We start from the raw sequence: 18,283 nt of genomic DNA, 5'->3' as shown, positions 1-18,283 counted from the left end.
CTCCTGAATAACAATCATTCGCATGTAAAATGCCGCCAGGCTGACGCCGCCCGCTTGCGGCGGCGTTTTCCCCTTCCTTTTTTGCGCCAGTCAGCCATCGCCAGCCAGTGCACCGCAGGTCTGCAGATCTGCCCGATTTTCCCGCCGCAGCTGCTGCGGTTTTTTGTCACTGGAATATTCAAGATATGAAGCGTAGAGAGTTCAATGGTTTTTTGGCGGCCTTGGCAGGCGTCGCCAGTGTGGCGCTCAGCGCCTGCGGCGCGAGTACGGCGGGCAACCGCTATCAAAGCCGTTTTCTGGCGGCGGATAGCGCCAGTCTGGCGCAATTCAATCCCGAATTGCGCGCCTTTTTACAGCGCGATGAATTTATTAATGCCTGGGGCATTTCAATCCGCCCGGCCGGGGCCGGCGGGCATTTTTGGGTCACGGCGGGACAGTATTCATTTCAATTTGTGGGCGATGTCAGCGCTGCACCCGATCCGGCTTTGCGCCGCTTGTTTCAAGATGACTTGAAATTGATCACGCTGCCCGGCGTGGGCGAGGGCGGCTTCGCCACCGGCACGGTGTTTAATGGCGCGCCGCTGGACAGCCGGCAATTCTGGATTGAGGGCCAGCCGGTGCAGGTGGATGGGGTGACGCGCAAACTCAGCGGCTCGGCGCGCTTTTTGTTCGCTACCGATGGCGGCGTGGTGTCCGGCTGGACGGAGCGCGATCCGGCCAATCCGGGCCGTCCGCTGCGGCGCGATGGGCCGGCGCTGGCCATGATTGATGACAGCGCAAATGGCGCGGCTTTTTTTGGCATGGCGATCCGGCCCGATAATTGGAGTACGCTGTGGCTGGCCGATTTCGGACGCCAGCCGCGTTTGCGTCAGTTTAATGACCAGTGGCAGGAAACCGCGCTGCAGGGTTTTCGCAATCCCTTCGCCAGCGGCGTGGCTGGCCAAGCGGCGCCGGGCGATTATGCGCCGTTCAATGTGCAGGTTTTGACCCTTGGCGGCGTGCCGCGTGTGTTTGTGGCGTATGCCAAAACCCAGGCCGATGCGGCGCAGCCGGGACAGTTTCTGGCGGGCGAAGAAGATGCCCTGGATGCGCAGCAGGAAGGGGCCAGCCCGGATCGCGGCAAGGTTGTGATGTACAGCTTGCAGGGCGAGTTGCTGCGCGTGTTTGATGATCAGCGTTTGAATGCGCCATGGGGTATGGCGATTGCGCCGGAGGGCTTTGGCGCCTTGTCCGGCTGTCTGCTGGTCGGCAATTTCGGCGGCAGCGGGCGGATTGCCGCCTACGATGTGCAAAGCGGGCGTTTCTATGACTGGCTGCGCGATGCGGCCGGCAAGCCGGTGGCGATTCCCGGTTTGTGGGGCTTGCAGTTTGGCAATGGCGCCAGTCTGGGCGACAGCAATGCTTTGTATTTCGCCGCCGGCCCGGATGATGAGAAGCAAGGCGTGTTCGGCGCCTTGCGTTATCAGGACTGAGACGGCGCGGCGGCCATGCGCTGGCGGCTGGCGTACAGCGCCAGCGTGCCGCCGAGCAGCAGCAGGCCGAAGACATAGAATGCGCTGGCGATGCCGAAGTGGTCGGCGATCAGGCCGGTCAGCATCACCGGCAGACTCAAGCCCAGATAGGCCAGCAGGAAATAGGCGGCGCTGGCGCGCGCTTTTTCCGCGCCCGCGCTGTGCGCCACGCCGGCCAGTCCGCCCAGATACACAAAGCCATAACAGGCGCTGCTGGCGCAAAATGAGGCGATTAAAATCGCCGCCAGCACGCCGTGCAATGCGCCCCAGGCCAATAAGGCAACGCTGGGCAATAAAATCATCAGGCCGAGCAGGGTGGCGCGCTGCGGCGGCAGTTTTCTGGCCATCGGTTGAAACAGCAGGCCGCAACTGATCGCCAGCAGCGAACACAGGCCGGCGTATTGGCTCATGGATTGTTTGGCCAGGACGCCGGGCAAAATCGATAACACCAGTCCGGTGCTGGCCCAGCATAAAAAAATCGCTGCGCCATACCAGCATACCGCGCGGTTGAAATACGGCAGGCGCAACATGGGCGCCCGCGCGCCGCTGCCTGGCAAGTCCGTCGCCGGCAGGCGCCACAGCAGCAGGGCGCAGGCGCTCAACGCCGCCAGGACAGCGTAAAAACTGAGCGGGCGCAAGCTGTCTTGCCACAGCAGGCACAGGCTGGTGATGGCCGGCCCCATGCCAAAGCCGATGGAGCTGCTGGCAGTCACCCAATTCGCTCCTCTGCTGCTATCGGCCTGTCCCAGTAATTCAATCATGTAGGCGGTGGCGGTGGCTGACATCAGAGCGGTGCCCAGCCCCAATAAAAAACGCGCCAGCATCAGGCTGGGAATATGCGGCGAGAGCAGCATCAGAACGGTGGCGCTGGCTGACAGCGCCAGCGCGAGCAGCATAACCGGCTTGCGGCCGATGCGGTCGGATAAGCCGCCCAATGTCAGCAAGACCGGCAACACTCCCAGCACATAGCAGGAAAAGGCGAGCGTGGTGGCTAATACGCCATAGCCATCGCGTGCGGCGTAGGCGGCATACAGCGGCGCTTGCACATTCACGGCGGCGGTCAGGCTGAATAAGGTAAAGGCTAAGCTGAGATGCGCTGGAATCAGGGACATACGGGTCTTTCGGTCGGATCAGGGCTGATTTGCCGGCATGATATTTTGCGGCGCATCTGCGCTGGCCGGGGCCAGGCGCCATGGCTGCGGCTTGGGCATGGGGGCTCGGGAATAGCGTGATTTGCGTGTTGGCGGCAATCCAGGGTATGCATATTAAGCCGCCCCGGCTGACAACGCAAATGCGCCGGAATGCGCCTTGTCTTGCATGGCTGAAGGTGCGTTGCTTTGCTATGCTGGGAAGGCATCTATTCTGAAAGGTAATGACCATGAGCACATTATTGATTCATCAGCCGGACGCGGAACAAACCGTCACCGCGCAGACGGTGTTTGGCGGCCGGCCCAGCGCAGCGGCCTCAAGCTTTGTCTGGCCGCAATGCAGCAGCTGCGAGGGAAATATGCAATTTCTGGGGCAGATCCGCTCTTCGCCAGAGGAGTTGCTGTTGCTGTTTATGTGCCAGAATGAGCCGGGCGGCTGTGCGGAATGGGATGCGGATGAAGGCGCCAATCGGGTGCTTGCCGTCAGCCCGGATGATCTGCAATTGATCACGCCGCCAGAAGAGGGTGAAACTGTGCTTGCGCTGCGTTATGGCGCGCAGTTGGTGGAAGCCGACTTGGCGCATTATGATCAGGCCAGAATGGCGTGGGCGGCAGAACATGCGGCGCTGCCGCGCGAAGTGCTGGGACAGCTTGGCGGCCAGCCTCTGTGGCTGCAGGGCGATGCGACGCCGCAATGCGATGCCTGCGAGCAGCCTATGCAGTTTGTTGCGCAGCTGGAGCAGGGCCCGGATCCCGACGTCGAAATGAACTTCGGCGGCGGTTGCGCCTATGTGTTCCGCTGCGCCTGTCAGAAGGGGGGCGCAAAAATGTTGTGGCAGTGTTGAGCCGCCCGGGGCTTTATGCGCTTTGCCCGGGCGCCGGGGGCAGATATTGCGGGATGCGCAGCTGCATCCGGCTGCCCTGGCCCGGGCGGGGGGAGCGTCAAGCGTGCGGCGTTGGCTTGCGCGGTTTGCGCCGGCAGCGCCAGGGCCCCGGGTGCGCTGAATTCGCCATTAGGCGGCGCCCAAGTCCATGCCATCGGCGCGGCTGATGCGGGTCATGCGCATGGTGTCCGGTTCGATCACCATTTCTCCGGTCCAGATGCGTCCCCGCGCATCTTCCTGCAGATTTTCACCCAGCGATTTGCCGGGCAGGCCGAAGCGGCTGCTGGACCGGCGCTGCCTGCGCAGCTTTATGGCCCGGTATGCCGGTAAAAATACAGATGTTGCTGTTTGCCTTCAGACAGGCTGTAATAGTCGCGCCCATTGGCGGCCCAGCATACGGCTTCGCCTTGATGTTCTTTGCCGGCGGGGGCTTGCAGCGGCGCGCGTTGCAGGGCGGCGGCGATGCTTTCGCCCGGCGCGCGTTGCCATAAATAGATGTGGCGCACGGTGCGTAACAGGATTTGCGCGCCATCGGCGGAAATATCGCCGCCGGTGAGCCAATCGATATTTACTTGCCCCACTTCTTCGCCGGTATATACGCCGCCATCGCGCAGCGGGGCGCGGAAGCGGAACACGCGGTTTGGCGTTTCGCGCTTGCTGACTATGTATAAATCGCCATTTGCCGGGTCCAGCATCAGGGTTTCCGCATCCAGTGCGCCGCCGGGGTAGTGGATGGTGAAGCTTTCCGGGCGCAAGCTGGCGCCCGGCTGCGCGCTGTCCGGTTCGGCCATGCGATACACTTGCGCGCTGCGCCGCCAGCCCCAGTTGTCGCCGATATCGCCCAGATAAAGATAGTGCTCGCCTGCCTGCGGGCCGGGGCCGATCGCGATGTCTTCAAAATCATTCGCTTTCACCCCCTCCAGCGTATAAGTTTTTTGCAAAACGCCTTTGTGATTGACTGCAAAAATGCGCGCGCTGTCGCCCGAGTCATTGTGCAGCCACAGCAGACCGGGCTGGCGCCGGCTGGCGGCGCAGCCGGAAATTTCATTCAAGGCGCTGTCTTGCAAGACGCCGGCGGACTGTGCTGCGGCAAAGCCGCGCGCGGCTTGCAGCTGGCCGGGCGGAATCTCTTTGCCGTAGCGCGAGCAGGCCGCCATGGCCACGCTCACAGCCAGAATGCTGAGACAGGAAAACAGGGGGCGCGGGCTGGGCATGCGCAGTCCTTTATCAAATATTATTGGCGCTTATCTTACCTGCATTCGGCTGGCCGTCCGCCTTGCCGGCGTGCGGCGCCGGGGCTTTTGTGTAACAGCGTTTTGCCACGCTTGTTATGGCGTGCCGGCCTGCTGTCCCAGGCGCTGTGCGCGATAGCGCTGAAAGGCCGGGTGGCGCTGCACGGCGCTTTGGCCGGCGGCGATGGCGGCGTCAATATCTTCTTTGGGCAGACTGAGCCGGGTTGGCATATTGCGCAGACGTTCCGCCAGCGCGCCATCCAGATCGTCAAAACCGACCGCGCCGACCGTCATCTCCAGCTCGTCGCAGCGCCACTGCGCGTGCGCGCCCAGCACCCGTTCGATCTCGGCGCGCGTTAATTGGCAGCGTTGCGTCACCAGGCGCTGACGCAGATTGTTGACCATGGCGAAAAACGCATCCATCGCGGTGCGGGTGGCGGAATCGGTGGCGGTGTCGGTGGTCGCCAGCGATAAATCAAAGGCGCTCGGCCCTTCGGCCTGCTTGGCCCATTCGCCGCTCACCGGACGCCCGGCGTCCACCACCAGAAACAGCAGGCGTTTCAAGCGTATCGCCTCTTCATGGGTGAAGGGGCCGTAGGCGTTGGGGCGCATTGAGTTCACCAGCAAAATACTGGCCAGACCATTATTGTCGGTCACGCCGCCATCCACCAGTTTGATATAGCGCATGCGCTGCGGGTTGCGGTAATTGCGCGCGGCGGCGGCAAAAGCGCGCGTGAGCGCCGGCAGTTGGCGCAATTGCTGGTTGTCAAACATCCAATCCGGCAGCGGCGCGCTGCAATCTTCCGGATAGGTTTTCAGGACGATGGGGGCAAACACCAGCGGCACCGCCATGGAGGCGGCGACTGCTTCTGACAGCGGCAATTGCGATAAATCGCTGCACAGCGCGTCAAATACGGCGGGAATAAAGGGGAAGGGAGTGCGGTTATACACATCGCTGGCGTTGATCCAGATTTCAGGCCGCTGGCGCCGGTACAGGTCGGCAAATGTGGCGCCGTGAAAGATATCGCGGTCGAGGATATGCGCCATATTGCTCAAATCGTTCACGCCGCCGCCGGCCAAACGCAGCAAATTGGCGGGCGACCACAGCGAGCGCCGCATATCCTGTTCCAGATCGCGGTATAAGACTTGCTGGCGGAAGTCCTGCAATACCGCGCGGCCATATAAGCCGGTGTAGGCGGCAGTCAGCGAGCCGCCGGAGACGCTGGAGATAAAGCTCAGATCATCAAACACATCCGCTTCGCCCGGCGCGCCGGCCAGCGCTTGCAGTGCGCCCAGGCCAAACGCGGCGGCGCGCACGCCGCCGCCGGAGAGCGATAAGGCAATCACGGATTCGCCGGCGATTGGCAGCCGGCCCTGTTGCACATGCGCCGCAAATTCCGCCGTCATCGGCTGATTCACGCTGCGGTTATTGGCTTTGATGGCGCAAGCGCCCAGACTGAGCAGCAGTAGCAGGGTCAGGCTGCGCCGCAGCATGCGGCGCGCAAAAATCGCGAAGGGGGAGGTCATTTGCATTCCTTGAAAACAATGCGTGCGCACAGCCTGCGCCCTGTAAGTATGCCATGCGCGCCGCGCGCCGCCGGTATGCGGTGTTGCATGCGCAGGGTAAGCGCATGACAGCAGCCGGGATTGTTTGCGCAAGCCTGGACTGTGGCGCGCGCAGCGGGGCAGGCTGACGGCGCTGGCGATATATGGTTGGCGCTAAGGAAAGAGTTGCTTTCCAGACGCAATCAGGCAAAATTCCCTGGCGGCCTGGAAATATTGCGACATCGCGCTGCGTTTGCGGCGCGCTTACCCGAATCTGAATCGACCCGACTGGAGGGAATGCATGCAGATGCGCACTTGCAAGACGCTGCCCGCTGGCGACCACAGCGCCTGCCCGGCCTGGCTTGTCCGTGCGCGCAGTGCTGTGGTGCGCATCTGCTGTCTGTGTTTGCTGTGCGCCGCCGGTTTGGCGCATGGCGCAGCCCCGGCGGCGCGCTGGCATGAAATCGCTGACCGCGTTTTTCAGCATCTGACTGCGGAAGAGGGCTTGCATTACCCCATCATCACTGCGCTGGCGCAAGACCCGATCGGATTTTTATGGCTGGGCACGCAAGGCGGGCTGGCGCGCTGGGATGGCTACCGCATGCGCGTGTATCAAGCCGATGAGCACGACCCCGGCAGTCTGGCGGATGGTTTTATCCAAGTCCTGTTTATTGACGCCAAAGGGGAGTTGTGGATAGGCGCGCGCAGCGGCGGACTGGCGCGCTACGATGCGCGGCTGGATAAATTTGAACGTATTCCTTTGCAAACCGGCAAGCAGCGCCACCCCACCATTAATGCGATTGCCGACGACGGCGCGGGCGGTTTGTGGATTGCCAGCAATGATGGATTATTGCACCGCAAAGATGGCCAATTGCGTTTGTATGCCAGCGCCAACGGTTATTTGCCGAATGATCGCGTGCTCAGTCTGCAGCGTGATGCGCGCGGCGTGTTGTGGATCGGCACGCGTCAGGGTTTGCTGTACTGGGCGGCGGGTGCGCCGCGTCCGCAGTTGCTGCAACTGCCCTCAATTGACGAAGTGCAGCCGGTCATCACCGCTCTGTACGCTGAGGCGGGCGGCGAAGTCTGGGCCGGCTCTTCCAATCAGGGCGCGTATCTGATCAAACATGGCAAGGCGCAACGCGTTTTGCTGCAATCCGGCGCCGATGCGCCGGCCCACATCAGCACGGACAATATCACCAGCATTTTGCCGGTGGACGCCAAGCGGGTCTGGTTTGGCGTGTATGGCGGCGGTTTGCTCGAATTGGCGCGCGACAGCGGCCACACCTTGCGCATGGTGCATGAGCCGGCCTTGCCGGTCAGCTTGCTCAGCAATACCGTGCTGGCCTTGTGCAAAGACCGCACCGGTTTGTTGTGGGTGGGCGGGCAGCGCGGCTTAAACCGTTTCGATCCACAGCAACAGGCGTTTTTAACCTTGTACGGCGTAAATGCGCCAACGCAGCGCCGCTTGCAATTGAATAACGCAGAGGTTTCCGCGCTTGGCCTTGGCCCCGGCGGCGAGTTGCTGTTCGGCTTGCAAGGGCGCGGCATGAATATTCTGGATTGGCGCAAAGGCAGTATGCAGTGGCTGCCGCATGCGCTGGATGAACGCGGCCAGGCGGTGTCGCTTGGTTTTATGCTGGCGATTTTGCCGCAAAGCGACGGCACAGTCTGGCTCGGCTCGAATACCGGCTTATTCCGCTATGACATGAAAAAACACCGGGCGCAGCAGGTGAATTATGTCAAAGGGCGGCAAATCCGCGTCAATCGCATTTTGCAAGAGGGACAGTTTCTGTGGCTCGGGACAGAAACCGGTTTGTATCGCTTCAATCCGCACAGCGGCGACAGTCAGCACATCAAAGCGCTCGGCAATATGACGATTTTATCGATGACGCGCGCAGCCGATGGCGTGATGTGGCTGGGCACGCATGGCAGCGGTTTGCACAGCTATCACCACGCCAGCGGCAAAACCAGCGCCTTCCTGCCGGAAATCGGCGATCCGCAAGCGCTTGCCGGCGGCACAGTGACCAGCCTGTTATTTGATGCGCGCGGCAGATTATGGATTTCCACCCTGGGCGGCGGCATTCAACTCATGCCGCAACCGGGGCGCAGCCGGGAAATTCAACGCTTGAGCCGGCAGCTTGGTTTGCGCCAGCTGATGACCGCCAAATTATTGCAAGACAAACATGGCCATATCTGGGCCGCGAATATGAATGGTTTGGTGGAAATCGACCCGATCCGCTTGAGCGCGCGCAATTGGCAGCGGCATGACGGGGTGTATATCTCGGCTTACTGGGCGGATTCCGGCGTCGTCACTGCGGAAGGCGATTTAATCTTCGGCGGGATGGGCGGGGCTACCGTGGTGCGGCCTGATCTGGCGCCGAAAAACCGGCAATATCAGGCCCCGCTGGTGTTGCTGCAGGCGCGCCTGGGCAAACGCGAATTTTCCGCCGGCAGCCTGGCGCACACGCGCGGCGAGCTGGAGTTGCGCCCCGGCGAAAACAATCTGAGCGTGGAATTTGCCGCGCTTGACTATGTCGCGCCGCAGCAGCGCCGCTATGGCTGGCGCCTGGAAGGCTATGATCGCGAATGGCAGGGGGCCGATGGCATACAGCGCATCGCCAGCTACACCAATTTGCCGCCCGGCCTGTATACCCTGCGCTTGCGCAGTAAAAATGCGGACCAGGATGATGAGCAAGACTGGCAGGAAGGCGCGCAAAGCCTGAGCGTGCGCGTATTGCCGGCCTGGTATCAAAGCTGGTGGTTTTATCTGACGGGCTTGCTGGGCCTGGGCCTGGGCTTGAGTGCGGTGGTGCATATGCGCACCGCCTTGCTGCGCCAGCGCCAGCGCCAATTGCAAGAACAGGTCGCCTTGCGCACGGCGGAATTGCAAAGTTCAAATCAGGAATTGCATAAGGCGAATGGCGCTTTGAGCCAGGCGAATCACGAGTTGGCATTGTCGGTTGAAACCCTGCGCCAGCTGGGCGAGATCGGGCGCGACATCACCGCCCGCCTGGAAGATCGCAGCGTATTTGCCGCGCTGTATCAACATGTGCGCAGCATGTTCAATATCTGCACGTTTTTACTCTACCGCTATGAGCCTGAACGGGCCATCTTGCAGCCGGTGTTGACGCTGGAAAATGATCAGCCATTTGAAATGCAAAGCCTGCCCCTGAATGATGCGAATTCACGCGTAGCGCGGGTCGCACGCGAGCAGCAGGAATTGCTGGTGATTGAAGATAGCGGCGCAGTGCTGCCCGATTTGCTGCCCGGCAGCCAGCCTATCCGCAGCGCCCTGTTTGTGCCCTTGCTGGTGGAGCAAAGGGTGCTGGGGGTGATGTCGGTGCAATCCACCGATGCGCAGGCGTTTGGCGAACGTGAACGCCTGATTTTCCGCACCCTGTGCGCGTATGGCGCGATTGCGCTGGAAAACGCGCATGCGCTGGAAGCGCGTCAAAACGCCGAACAGCAATTGGCGCAGCAGCAGAAAATGGCTGCGCTGGGGCAGCTGGTGGCGAATGTGGCGCATGAAATCAATACGCCGCTGGGCGCGATTCAAGCCAGTTGCGGGAATATCGAAAGCGGCATGATGAGCGTGCTGGCGGATGCGCCGCAACTCTTCGCTGCGCTCGATGCCGCCCATAATGAAGCGTTCTGGCGTTTAGTGCGGCAAGCGTTGCAAGCCGGCGCGCCGCGCAGCGCGCGCATTGAGCGCGCCTTGCGCCGCAAGTTGCAACATGAGTTGCAGCAGGCCGGCTATGCCGATTGCCACTATATGGCGGATCAATTGGTGCGCTTGCAGGTGGAGCAGCATTGGGGCGAACATCTGTCCCTGCTGCAACATCCGCGCGCGCATTTCCTGCTGCAATTGGCCAGCAATATGCACACCCTGCTGAGCAATGCGCAAAACATTGGCCATGCGGTGCAGCATATGAGCAAGATGGTGTCATCCCTGCGCAGCTATGCCGGCGAGGGCGAGCGCGAAGCGTTTGTCGAAGTTGATTTGTGCGCCAGCCTGGAAGAGGCCGTCTGGCAATTCGGCAAACGCTGGGGCGCGGACATCGAGGTGCGGCGCGAATACAGCTTGCGCCCCAAGATCCGCGCGCAAAAACAGGCTTTGCAACAGGTTTGGGCGCATTTGCTGCTGAATGCGGCGCAGGCTATGAACGGACATGGCCTGCTGCATTTGCGCGTGCGCCAGCAAGATGGCGATTGCCTGATCAGCCTGCAAGATAACGGTTGCGGCATGAGCGCCGAGGTGCAAGCGCATATTTTCGAGCCGTTTTTCACCACCCGCAGCAATGGCGAGGGCAGCGGCCTGGGCCTGTATCTGGCGCAGCGCATTATGCAGCGGCATGGCGCCAGCATCGCCTGTGACAGCAGCCCTGGCGGCGGCAGCTGTTTTACGCTGTGTCTGCCGCTGCAAGACTTAAGCCGGCAGGCTGCCGGCTAGGCGCTTGCCGCGCGCTTTTGCCAAGCAGCGCGGCGCACTGGCCCGCCTTGCTGCTTTGGCCTGCGCTTTTTTTGCCGGCCTGACGGCGGCGATTTTGCATCTGCGCTGGCCGCTGCGCCGCAGCCAGGCTGAACGGCAAGCACTGGCGTTTGAATCGCTCACCAATCACCTTTGCAAAATTTGCAATTCAATTTTCAATATTAATCATATTAAAAACGTTGTTTTTTGAATCACTTTCATTTGCCGCTCCCGCCTCCCTGCTATAAGCTGCACCATTCAAATCGAGCGCTCGCTTTATTTGTTTGATGAATCAGCAATGCCCACACAACAACAGCAAACTATTCGGAGGGACGTGCAATGCTTTTGGAGACACTCAAGAAATATCTGTACATGCTGCTCGCCTGCCTCGCCTTGTGCGCCGCGCCGGGGCAGGCGGCGGCGGCTCCGGCGACGGTGATTTTTGTCCATGGCTTCATGGGCTTTTGCGAAGATGAAGCGCTCGGCTACCGCTATTGGGGCGGCCTGGACGATATTCCGGCGCAATTGCGCGCGGCTTATCCCGATATGGCGAGTTATTCGGTATGCGTCGGGCCGCTCAGCTCCAACTATGATCGGGCGATTGAGTTGTTCTGGAAAATCAAAGGCGGTTGCATCGACTATGGCCCGAATCACGCCGCCAGCCATGGCCATGAGCGCTATTTCAAAAACTCATCTGTGGCCCGCAATACCGCCGATGCGCGCCAGTGTCCCTCGGCCAGCGCCGCAGACAGCAAAAACCGCGCAGTCTATCCGGCCTGGGACGAAGCGCACCCGGTGCACATCGTGGCCCACAGCCAGGGCGGACAGACGGCACGCTTGTTAGCGCAATTGCTGGCCAATGGCGGCGCCAATCCGGAAGGCGATGTGAATCTGTTTGCCGGACACGCCGTGAATGCGCGCTGGATCAAAAGCATCACCACCATCGCCACCCCGAATGACGGCACCACTCTGGTGTACAGCATCACCGATTATGTGCCCATGATCCAGACCCTGGCGGCTGGCATCGCCACCTTTGTCGGGGCCAATCCGCTGCTGACCGATTTTGTGTATGACTTCAAACTCGATCAATGGGATGTGCCGACACGCGGCAGCGGCGAAAAATTTTCTGATTATATGTATCGCGTCTTGAACAATAATCCGAAAAAAATCTTCACCGACCGCAATGTGCGCGACATCAGCACCTTTGATCTCTCGCCGGATGGGGCGATGCGCATGAATGACTGGGTGCAGGATCAGCCGGATATTTACTATTTTTCCTACAGCACCCGCTCCAACACGAATGGCTGGATTTCCGGCTGGGCCTATCCGCGCTGGGATGCAAATCCCTTGATCGGCCTGTTCTGCGGCCCCGGCTTCATGGGCAATTACAGCCAAAGCACGGCGCCGGTGATTGACGCCTCCTGGCGTGACACCGATTGCGTGGTGCCGACCCGCGCACAAAAAGCGCCGACCCTGAAAATCGCCCGCAGCGCCCCGCTGGGCACAGCGCCGGCGGCGCGCGCGCCAAGGGTGATCGACATCAGCGCGGGCGGCGCACCGCAAAAAGGCGCGTGGAACTGGAAAGGTCTGCAGGATGGTTTTGACCATCTGGACATTACCGGCTGGACCCTGGGTTGGTCTAAAACCGACAAGATCAACTGGTATAAATCCCACATCAATCAATTACGCAGCCTGCCTTGAGCGCGGCATAAAGGATGCATCATGAAAAAACTGATTGCCATGCTGGCCTTGGCCGGCGCCATCCAGTCCGCCCAGGCGGCCAACAATAATCCGGTGATTTTTGTCAATGGCCTGGCCGGCTTCGACCGCAGCGAAGCATTGGGCTTTAAATATTGGGGCGGCAAAAATGATTTGCAGGCGCAATTGCGCAATGCCTACAGCGGCGCGCAGCCGGTGTATATGTTGACGGTGGGCGGTTTCACCTCAAACTGGGACAGAGCAGTGGAGTTGTACTATCAAATCAAGGGCGGCTGCGTCGATTATGGCGCCAGCCACAGCAGCGCCGCCGGCCATGCGCGCAACGGGCGTTGCTATGCCGGCGTGTATCCGGCCTGGAGCGCAAGCAATCCGGTGCACCTGGTCGGCCATGGCATGGGCGGACAAAGCGCGCGCATGCTGGCGCAATTGCTGGCGACAAATGGCGCGCCGAAAAACAGCGGCCTGTTTGGCAGCACCGCCGTCAGCGCGGCCTGGGTGAAAAGCGTCAGCAGCGTCGCCGCCCCGCATGACGGCACGACCTTGCCGGACGTGATCAAAGACAATGTGCCGTATGTGCAAGCGTTCGTCTCGCGCCTGGCGCGCGAAGCAGGGGGACGCAATGATCTGGGCGATATGGTGTATGACTTCCGTCTGGATCAATGGGGCATCACGCCGCGCGCCACAGGCGAGAGCTTCGGCGCCTATTTTGACCGCGTGTTGCGCGCATCCTGGTGGTATCACAGCGGCTTTGATCGCGCTCAATATGACTTGTCCCCCAAGGGAGCGGCGGATATGAACGCCTGGGTCAGCACGCTGCCCTCGGTATATTATTTCTCGCTCGGCGCCAGCGCCACCTTGCGCAACGCCGGCAGCGGTTTTCATTATCCGCGCGGCGATAACAATCATATGCTGTCGCAGTTTTGCGGCCCCGGCTATATGGGCAACAGCACGCGCAACCAATCCGGTTTTCCGGTGATTGACAGCAGCTGGTGGGAATCAGACTGCTTAGTCCCCTTGCGCAGCCAGAAAGCGCCCACCATCAAACTCTCCGGCACAAGCTTTGTCGCCACCGGCGCGCTGGTGAATGACATCAGCGCCGGCGGCGCGCCCAAAGCCGGGCAGTGGAATTGGCGCGGCGTCAAGAGCGGGGTGGATCATCTGGACATCGTTGGCTGGATTCCCAACCCGGCCTTTGATGCGCTGGCGTATTACAAAGCGCATCTGGATATCTTGCGCAGCTTGCCCTGAGGCGGTTTGCAGCGGGCGGCGGCGCACAGCCCGGCGCCGCCATCCCGCTTGCGAATGGGTGTATCAAAATCGGCGCCCAGCCGCGCCGTGATAACATTCCAGGTTTGCAAGCACCCACAGGCGGATTTTCATGAGCTTTCCCGTAATCACGATCGACGGCCCGACCGCGTCCGGCAAGGGCACGGTGGCGCACAAAGTGGCCGATTTGCTCGGTTTTCATTATCTCGATTCCGGCGCGCTGTACCGCCTCACCGCGCTGGCGGTGTTGCGGCGCGAGATTGCGCTCTCGGATGAGCACGCTATCGCCAAACAGGCGGAACACCTGGTGTGCAGCTTCAAAGGCAGCGAGGTGTTTTTAGCGCATGAAAATGTGAGCCTGGCCATCCGCGCCGAGGAAGTCGGGGTAATGGCTTCCAAAATCGCCGCGCTGCCGACCGTGCGCCAAGCCCTGTTTGCGCTGCAACTGTCATTCCGCCGCACGCCCGGCCTGGTGGCCGACGGGCGCGATATGGGCACGGTGATTTTTCCGCACGCCAATCTCAAAGTGTTTCTTACCGCCAGTGTTGAGGCGCGTTCGCAGCGTCGTTACAAGCAATTGATAGAAAAGGGAATTCCTGCTAATATCGACGATCTTCGGAAAGATTTGGCCGCCCGCGACGAACGCGACACCCAGCGCAGCATTGCGCCGTTAAAGCCCGCCGCCGACGCCCATCTTCTCGACACTTCCGACATGAGTGTCGAGGATGCCGTGCAACAGGTGATGCGCTGGTGGGCCGCCTGCCGCTGAGCTTCCCCGTTTTGGCGCCGGCCTCACACGCAATGTGTGCGCCGGCATGTTGTCAACTTAACCCGGTTCAGATGGCGTGTGGACTGTCTGCCGGTTAACCTGAAAAATTTGCATGACTACTACCTCCTCTGAATCCTTTGGCATGGAAAGCTTTGCCGCTCTGTTTGAAGAATCGCTGTCGCGTCAAGACATGCGTTCGGGTGAAGTGATCTCCGCTGAAGTGGTGCGTCTGGATCATAATTTTGTGATCGTCAACGCCGGTCTGAAATCTGAAGCCTTTATCCCGGTGGAAGAATTCAAAAACGACCAGGGCGAACTCGAAGTCAAAGTAGGCGACTTTGTATCCGTAGCGATTGAATCGCTGGAAAACGGCTTCGGCGACACCATCCTGTCGCGCGACAAGGCCAAGCGTCTGGCTTCCTGGCTGGCGTTGGAAAAAGCCATGGATTCCGGCGAGATCGTGGTCGGCACCGTGAATGGCAAGGTGAAGGGCGGTCTGACCGTGCTCACCAACGGCATCCGCGCCTTCCTGCCGGGTTCGCTGGTCGATACCCGCCCGGTCAAGGACACCACGCCGTATGAAGGCAAGACCATGGAATTCAAGGTCATCAAGCTCGATCGCAAGCGCAACAACGTGGTGCTGTCGCGCCGCGCTGTGATCGAAGCTTCGATGGGCGAAGAGCGCCAGAAGCTGATGGAAACCCTGAAAGAAGGCACTGTGGTGACCGGCGTTGTGAAGAACATCACCGACTACGGCGCATTCGTGGATCTGGGCGGCATCGACGGCCTGCTGCACATCACCGACCTGGCATGGCGTCGCGTGCGTCATCCGTCCGAAGTGCTGACGGTTGGCCAGGAAATCACCGCCAAGGTTCTGAAGTACGATCAAGAGAAGAACCGCGTGTCCCTGGGCGTGAAGCAATTGGGCGACGATCCGTGGACCGGTTTGTCCCGCCGCTACCCGCAAGGCACCCGTCTGTTCGGCAAGGTGACCAACCTGACCGACTACGGCGCATTCGTGGAAGTGGAACAGGGCATCGAAGGTCTGGTGCACGTTTCCGAAATGGATTGGACCAACAAGAACGTGGCCCCGAACAAAGTTGTCCAGCTGGGCGACGAAGTGGAAGTCATGGTTCTGGAAATCGACGAAGAACGCCGCCGTATCAGCCTGGGCATGAAACAGTGCAAGGCCAATCCGTGGGATGACTTCGGCATGACCCACAAGAAGGGCGACCGTGTCAAGGGCGCGATCAAGTCGATCACCGACTTTGGCGTGTTCATCGGCCTGGAAGGCAATATCGACGGTCTGGTGCATCTGTCCGACCTGTCCTGGACTGAAAGCGGCGAAGAAGCTGTGCGCCGTTACAAGAAGGGCGATGAGCTGGAAGCCGTGGTGCTGGCGATCGACGTTGAGCGTGAGCGCGTGTCCCTCGGCGTGAAGCAGCTGGAAGGCGACCCGTTCAACAACTACACCGCGATGAACGACAAGGGCTCGCTGGTGACCGGCACGGTGAAATCGGTGGAAGCCAAGGGCGCTGTGATCCAGTTGAACGACGACGTGGAAGGCTATCTGCGCGCTTCTGAAATCTCGCGTGACCGCGTGGAAGACGCCGGCAGCCACCTGAAGGCTGGCGACAAGGTCGAAGCGATGATCATCAACATCGACCGCAAGGGCCGCAGCATCCAATTGTCGATCAAGGCAAAAGACAATGCTGACACCCAGGAAGCAATGCAGAAGCTGAACGCTGACAGCAGCGCCGCCTCCGGCACCACCAGCCTGGGCGCCTTGCTGAAGGCAAAGTTCGATAACAAGAACTGATTGATCTGCGATGACCAAGTCTGAGCTGATCCAGCGGTTGGCGGAACGCTATCCGCAACTGGTGGCGAAAGATGCAGACTATGCCGTCAAGACCATTCTCGATGCGATGACCCAGGCCCTGGCCGACGGTCAGCGCATTGAGATCCGTGGTTTTGGCAGTTTTGCATTGAGCAGCCGTCCGCCGCGCATCGGGCGTAATCCGAAATCGGGGGATAAGGTGATGGTGCCGGAAAAGCGTGTGCCACACTTCAAACCGGGCAAGGAATTGCGCGAGCGCGTCGATGCGATGCCGCAACACCAGCAACACAGCGCAGCCTGAGGGCATACAATGATGTGCGCATGGTCTATCCATGCGCGCCAACGGCATCTGCGGATGCCGTTTTTTTTGACAGGAGGACATCATGAAAATCATATCGAGGCTGCTGGCCGCGCTGTTGTTCGCTGTGTTTTTCCTGTTCGCTTTGCGCAATACGCATGAAACCACGCTGGTGCTGTTTTTAGGCTATGAGATCCGCAGCCCGCTGGTGCTGATGCTGCTGACCGCCTTCCTGTGCGGCGCGGTGCTGGGGGTATTGGCGATGACGCCGACAGTCTTCCGTCATCGTCGCGAAATGGCGCGTCACAAAAAGAATCTGCAACATTTACAACACGAACACCGCATCGAAACGCAGTCGCGTCATCAGCCGCCGCAGCCGGATGCGGTCAGCCGTGTCAACCTGTCCGGAACGCCAGATGGAATTTGAACTGTGGTGGTTGCTGGGCATCCCGCTGTTTTTCAGCCTGGGCTGGATTGCTGCGCGGGTGGATATTCGCGAGCTGCTGTCCGAATCGCGCAGCTTGCCGCGCGGCTATTTCAAGGGCTTGAATTTTCTGCTCAATGACGAGCCGGATAAGGCGGTGGACGCTTTTATCGAAATCGTCAAACTTGATCCTGAAACCACGGAAATGTATTTCGCCCTCGGCAATCTGTTCCGCCGGCGCGGCGAGACAGAGCGCGCGATCCGGGTGCACCAGAATTTATTGTCCCGCGCCGATTTGCCGATTGAGCAAAATCTGCAAGCGCGTTATGAGTTGGGACAGGATTATCTCAAGGCCGGCTTATTAGACCGGGCCGAAGAAACCTATAAGAGCCTGCTCGACAGCCAGTACGAAGTGCAGGCGCGGCGCGCCTTGCTGGAAATTTTTCAGCGCGAAAAAGAATGGCCGCGCGCGATTGAGGCGGCGCGCGCGCTGCAGGAATCCGGGGCCGGCGGGCGGCAGCGCGAGATTGCGCAATTTTATTGTGAGCTGGCGCAGGATGCGCTGGTGCACACCCATCCGGACGCCGCGCTGCCGCTGCTGGAGCAGGCATTGGCAGTGGATCGGAATAATGTGCGCGCCACGATTTTGAGCGGCGACGCACTGTTGGCCAAGGGCGATGTGGAAGCCGCTTTGCTGACCTGGCGCCGGGTGGAGCAGCAAAGCGTGCCGCATGTGGCCCTGGTGGCGCAGCGTTTGATGGATGGCTACCGGCAGGTGGGGCGTCCGCAAGAAGGCGTCAATCTGCTCAAAGCCTGTCTGGCCGAAGCCTCCTCAATTGATTTGCTGGAAGAAGTGTTCAAAGCGGTGCTGGAGTTGGACGGGGTGGAAGCGGCGCGCCAATTGTTATTGGAGGAATTGCGCCGCACGCCGACCCTGTTAGGGCTGGATAAATTGCTGGAAGCGCGTCTGATCGACGCCAACCCCGAACATGTGCAGGAATTGGCGATGGTCAAGGGTTTGCTGCACGGCTATACGCAAAAGCTGGCGCGCTATCAATGCGCGCACTGCGGATTCAAGGCGCGCCAATTTTACTGGCAGTGTCCGGGATGCAGCGAATGGGACAGTTACCCGCCACGCCGCACAGAAGAATTGAATGTCATGAATTGAAAGCGACGCCCCCG

The 18,283-nt window shown here is 60.4% G+C and carries 13 protein-coding genes; 10 read left to right on the top strand and 3 right to left on the bottom strand.

What is annotated here, in order from left to right; translation table 11 throughout:
• Positions 1-185 precede the first annotated feature (185 nt).
• Positions 186-1,472, top strand: a complete 1,287-nt coding sequence (locus tag V8J88_RS15385) for a TIGR03118 family protein (RefSeq protein ID WP_338845075.1) — start codon at positions 186-188, stop codon at positions 1,470-1,472.
• Here the strand turns inward: V8J88_RS15385 and V8J88_RS15380 are convergent.
• Positions 1,463-2,623, bottom strand: coding sequence for an MFS transporter (locus tag V8J88_RS15380; RefSeq protein WP_338845074.1), 1,161 nt, complete (start codon positions 2,621-2,623; stop codon positions 1,463-1,465). The two genes, V8J88_RS15385 and V8J88_RS15380, sit on opposite strands and share 10 nt — an antisense overlap.
• 266 nt (positions 2,624-2,889) lie before the next feature.
• On the opposite strand from V8J88_RS15380, the gene V8J88_RS15375 reads away from it, so the two are divergent.
• Complete coding sequence (locus V8J88_RS15375; RefSeq protein WP_338845073.1) at positions 2,890-3,504, top strand: hypothetical protein; 615 nt, start codon at positions 2,890-2,892, stop codon at positions 3,502-3,504.
• 347 nt (positions 3,505-3,851) lie between these two features.
• Here the strand turns inward: V8J88_RS15375 and V8J88_RS15370 are convergent, their stop codons facing one another.
• Together V8J88_RS15370 and V8J88_RS15365 are read right to left on the bottom strand one after the other, a co-directional pair.
• A complete protein-coding gene (locus V8J88_RS15370; protein ID WP_338845072.1) occupies positions 3,852-4,757 on the bottom strand; it encodes a hypothetical protein in 906 nt (301 codons plus the stop codon).
• Positions 4,758-4,871: 114 nt separating this feature from the next.
• Complete coding sequence (locus tag V8J88_RS15365) at positions 4,872-6,302, bottom strand: patatin-like phospholipase family protein (protein ID WP_338845070.1); 1,431 nt, start codon at positions 6,300-6,302, stop codon at positions 4,872-4,874.
• A 319-nt stretch (positions 6,303-6,621) separates the two neighbouring features.
• Between V8J88_RS15365 and V8J88_RS15360 the strand changes: the two genes are divergently transcribed.
• From V8J88_RS15360 to lapB, 8 genes are all read left to right on the top strand, one after another.
• Entirely contained in the window at positions 6,622-10,770 is a 4,149-nt protein-coding gene (locus V8J88_RS15360; RefSeq protein WP_338845069.1) for a two-component regulator propeller domain-containing protein, read from the top strand.
• A 357-nt stretch (positions 10,771-11,127) separates the two neighbouring features.
• Positions 11,128-12,489 (top strand): hypothetical protein, encoded by a 1,362-nt coding sequence (locus V8J88_RS15355; RefSeq protein WP_338845068.1) that lies wholly within the window; start codon positions 11,128-11,130, stop codon positions 12,487-12,489.
• Between the two features lie 21 nt (positions 12,490-12,510).
• Positions 12,511-13,755 carry a hypothetical protein gene (locus tag V8J88_RS15350; RefSeq protein WP_338845067.1) on the top strand — a complete coding sequence of 415 codons (1,245 nt, stop codon included), beginning with the start codon at positions 12,511-12,513 and terminating at the stop codon, positions 13,753-13,755.
• A gap of 130 nt (positions 13,756-13,885) precedes the next feature.
• Complete coding sequence (gene cmk, locus V8J88_RS15345) at positions 13,886-14,542, top strand: (d)CMP kinase (protein ID WP_338845065.1); 657 nt, start codon at positions 13,886-13,888, stop codon at positions 14,540-14,542.
• A gap of 142 nt (positions 14,543-14,684) precedes the next feature.
• Entirely contained in the window at positions 14,685-16,361 is a 1,677-nt protein-coding gene (rpsA, locus tag V8J88_RS15340) for a 30S ribosomal protein S1 (protein WP_338849899.1), read from the top strand.
• Positions 16,362-16,371: 10 nt separating this feature from the next.
• Positions 16,372-16,680, top strand: coding sequence for an integration host factor subunit beta (locus V8J88_RS15335; RefSeq protein ID WP_338845064.1), 309 nt, complete (start codon positions 16,372-16,374; stop codon positions 16,678-16,680).
• Positions 16,681-16,762: 82 nt separating this feature from the next.
• Positions 16,763-17,104, top strand: coding sequence for a LapA family protein (locus V8J88_RS15330; RefSeq protein WP_338845063.1), 342 nt, complete (start codon positions 16,763-16,765; stop codon positions 17,102-17,104).
• A complete protein-coding gene (gene lapB / locus V8J88_RS15325) occupies positions 17,094-18,269 on the top strand; it encodes a lipopolysaccharide assembly protein LapB (protein WP_338845062.1) in 1,176 nt (391 codons plus the stop codon). Before V8J88_RS15330 ends, lapB begins: the two co-directional genes overlap by 11 nt.
• The last annotated feature ends 14 nt before the right edge of the window (positions 18,270-18,283 follow it).

The sequence above is a fragment of the Massilia sp. W12 genome (genome assembly GCF_037300705.1).
Taxonomy (GTDB): Bacteria; Pseudomonadota; Gammaproteobacteria; order Burkholderiales; family Burkholderiaceae_D; genus JACPVY01.
Note: the sequence above shows the minus strand (reverse complement) of the source record. Positions and strands in the feature narration are given on the sequence as shown.

Coding starts and splice junctions, on each gene's coding strand:
- V8J88_RS15355 (WP_338845068.1), top strand. CDS start 11,128: ATGCTTTTGGAGACACTCAAGAAATATCTGTACATGCTGCTCGCCTGC.
- V8J88_RS15370 (WP_338845072.1), bottom strand. CDS start 4,757: ATGCCCAGCCCGCGCCCCCTGTTTTCCTGTCTCAGCATTCTGGCTGTG.
- V8J88_RS15365 (WP_338845070.1), bottom strand. CDS start 6,302: ATGACCTCCCCCTTCGCGATTTTTGCGCGCCGCATGCTGCGGCGCAGC.
- rpsA (WP_338849899.1), top strand. CDS start 14,685: ATGGAAAGCTTTGCCGCTCTGTTTGAAGAATCGCTGTCGCGTCAAGAC.
- V8J88_RS15360 (WP_338845069.1), top strand. CDS start 6,622: ATGCAGATGCGCACTTGCAAGACGCTGCCCGCTGGCGACCACAGCGCC.
- V8J88_RS15380 (WP_338845074.1), bottom strand. CDS start 2,623: ATGTCCCTGATTCCAGCGCATCTCAGCTTAGCCTTTACCTTATTCAGC.
- V8J88_RS15335 (WP_338845064.1), top strand. CDS start 16,372: ATGACCAAGTCTGAGCTGATCCAGCGGTTGGCGGAACGCTATCCGCAA.
- V8J88_RS15330 (WP_338845063.1), top strand. CDS start 16,763: ATGAAAATCATATCGAGGCTGCTGGCCGCGCTGTTGTTCGCTGTGTTT.
- V8J88_RS15375 (WP_338845073.1), top strand. CDS start 2,890: ATGAGCACATTATTGATTCATCAGCCGGACGCGGAACAAACCGTCACC.
- V8J88_RS15385 (WP_338845075.1), top strand. CDS start 186: ATGAAGCGTAGAGAGTTCAATGGTTTTTTGGCGGCCTTGGCAGGCGTC.
- cmk (WP_338845065.1), top strand. CDS start 13,886: ATGAGCTTTCCCGTAATCACGATCGACGGCCCGACCGCGTCCGGCAAG.
- lapB (WP_338845062.1), top strand. CDS start 17,094: ATGGAATTTGAACTGTGGTGGTTGCTGGGCATCCCGCTGTTTTTCAGC.
- V8J88_RS15350 (WP_338845067.1), top strand. CDS start 12,511: ATGAAAAAACTGATTGCCATGCTGGCCTTGGCCGGCGCCATCCAGTCC.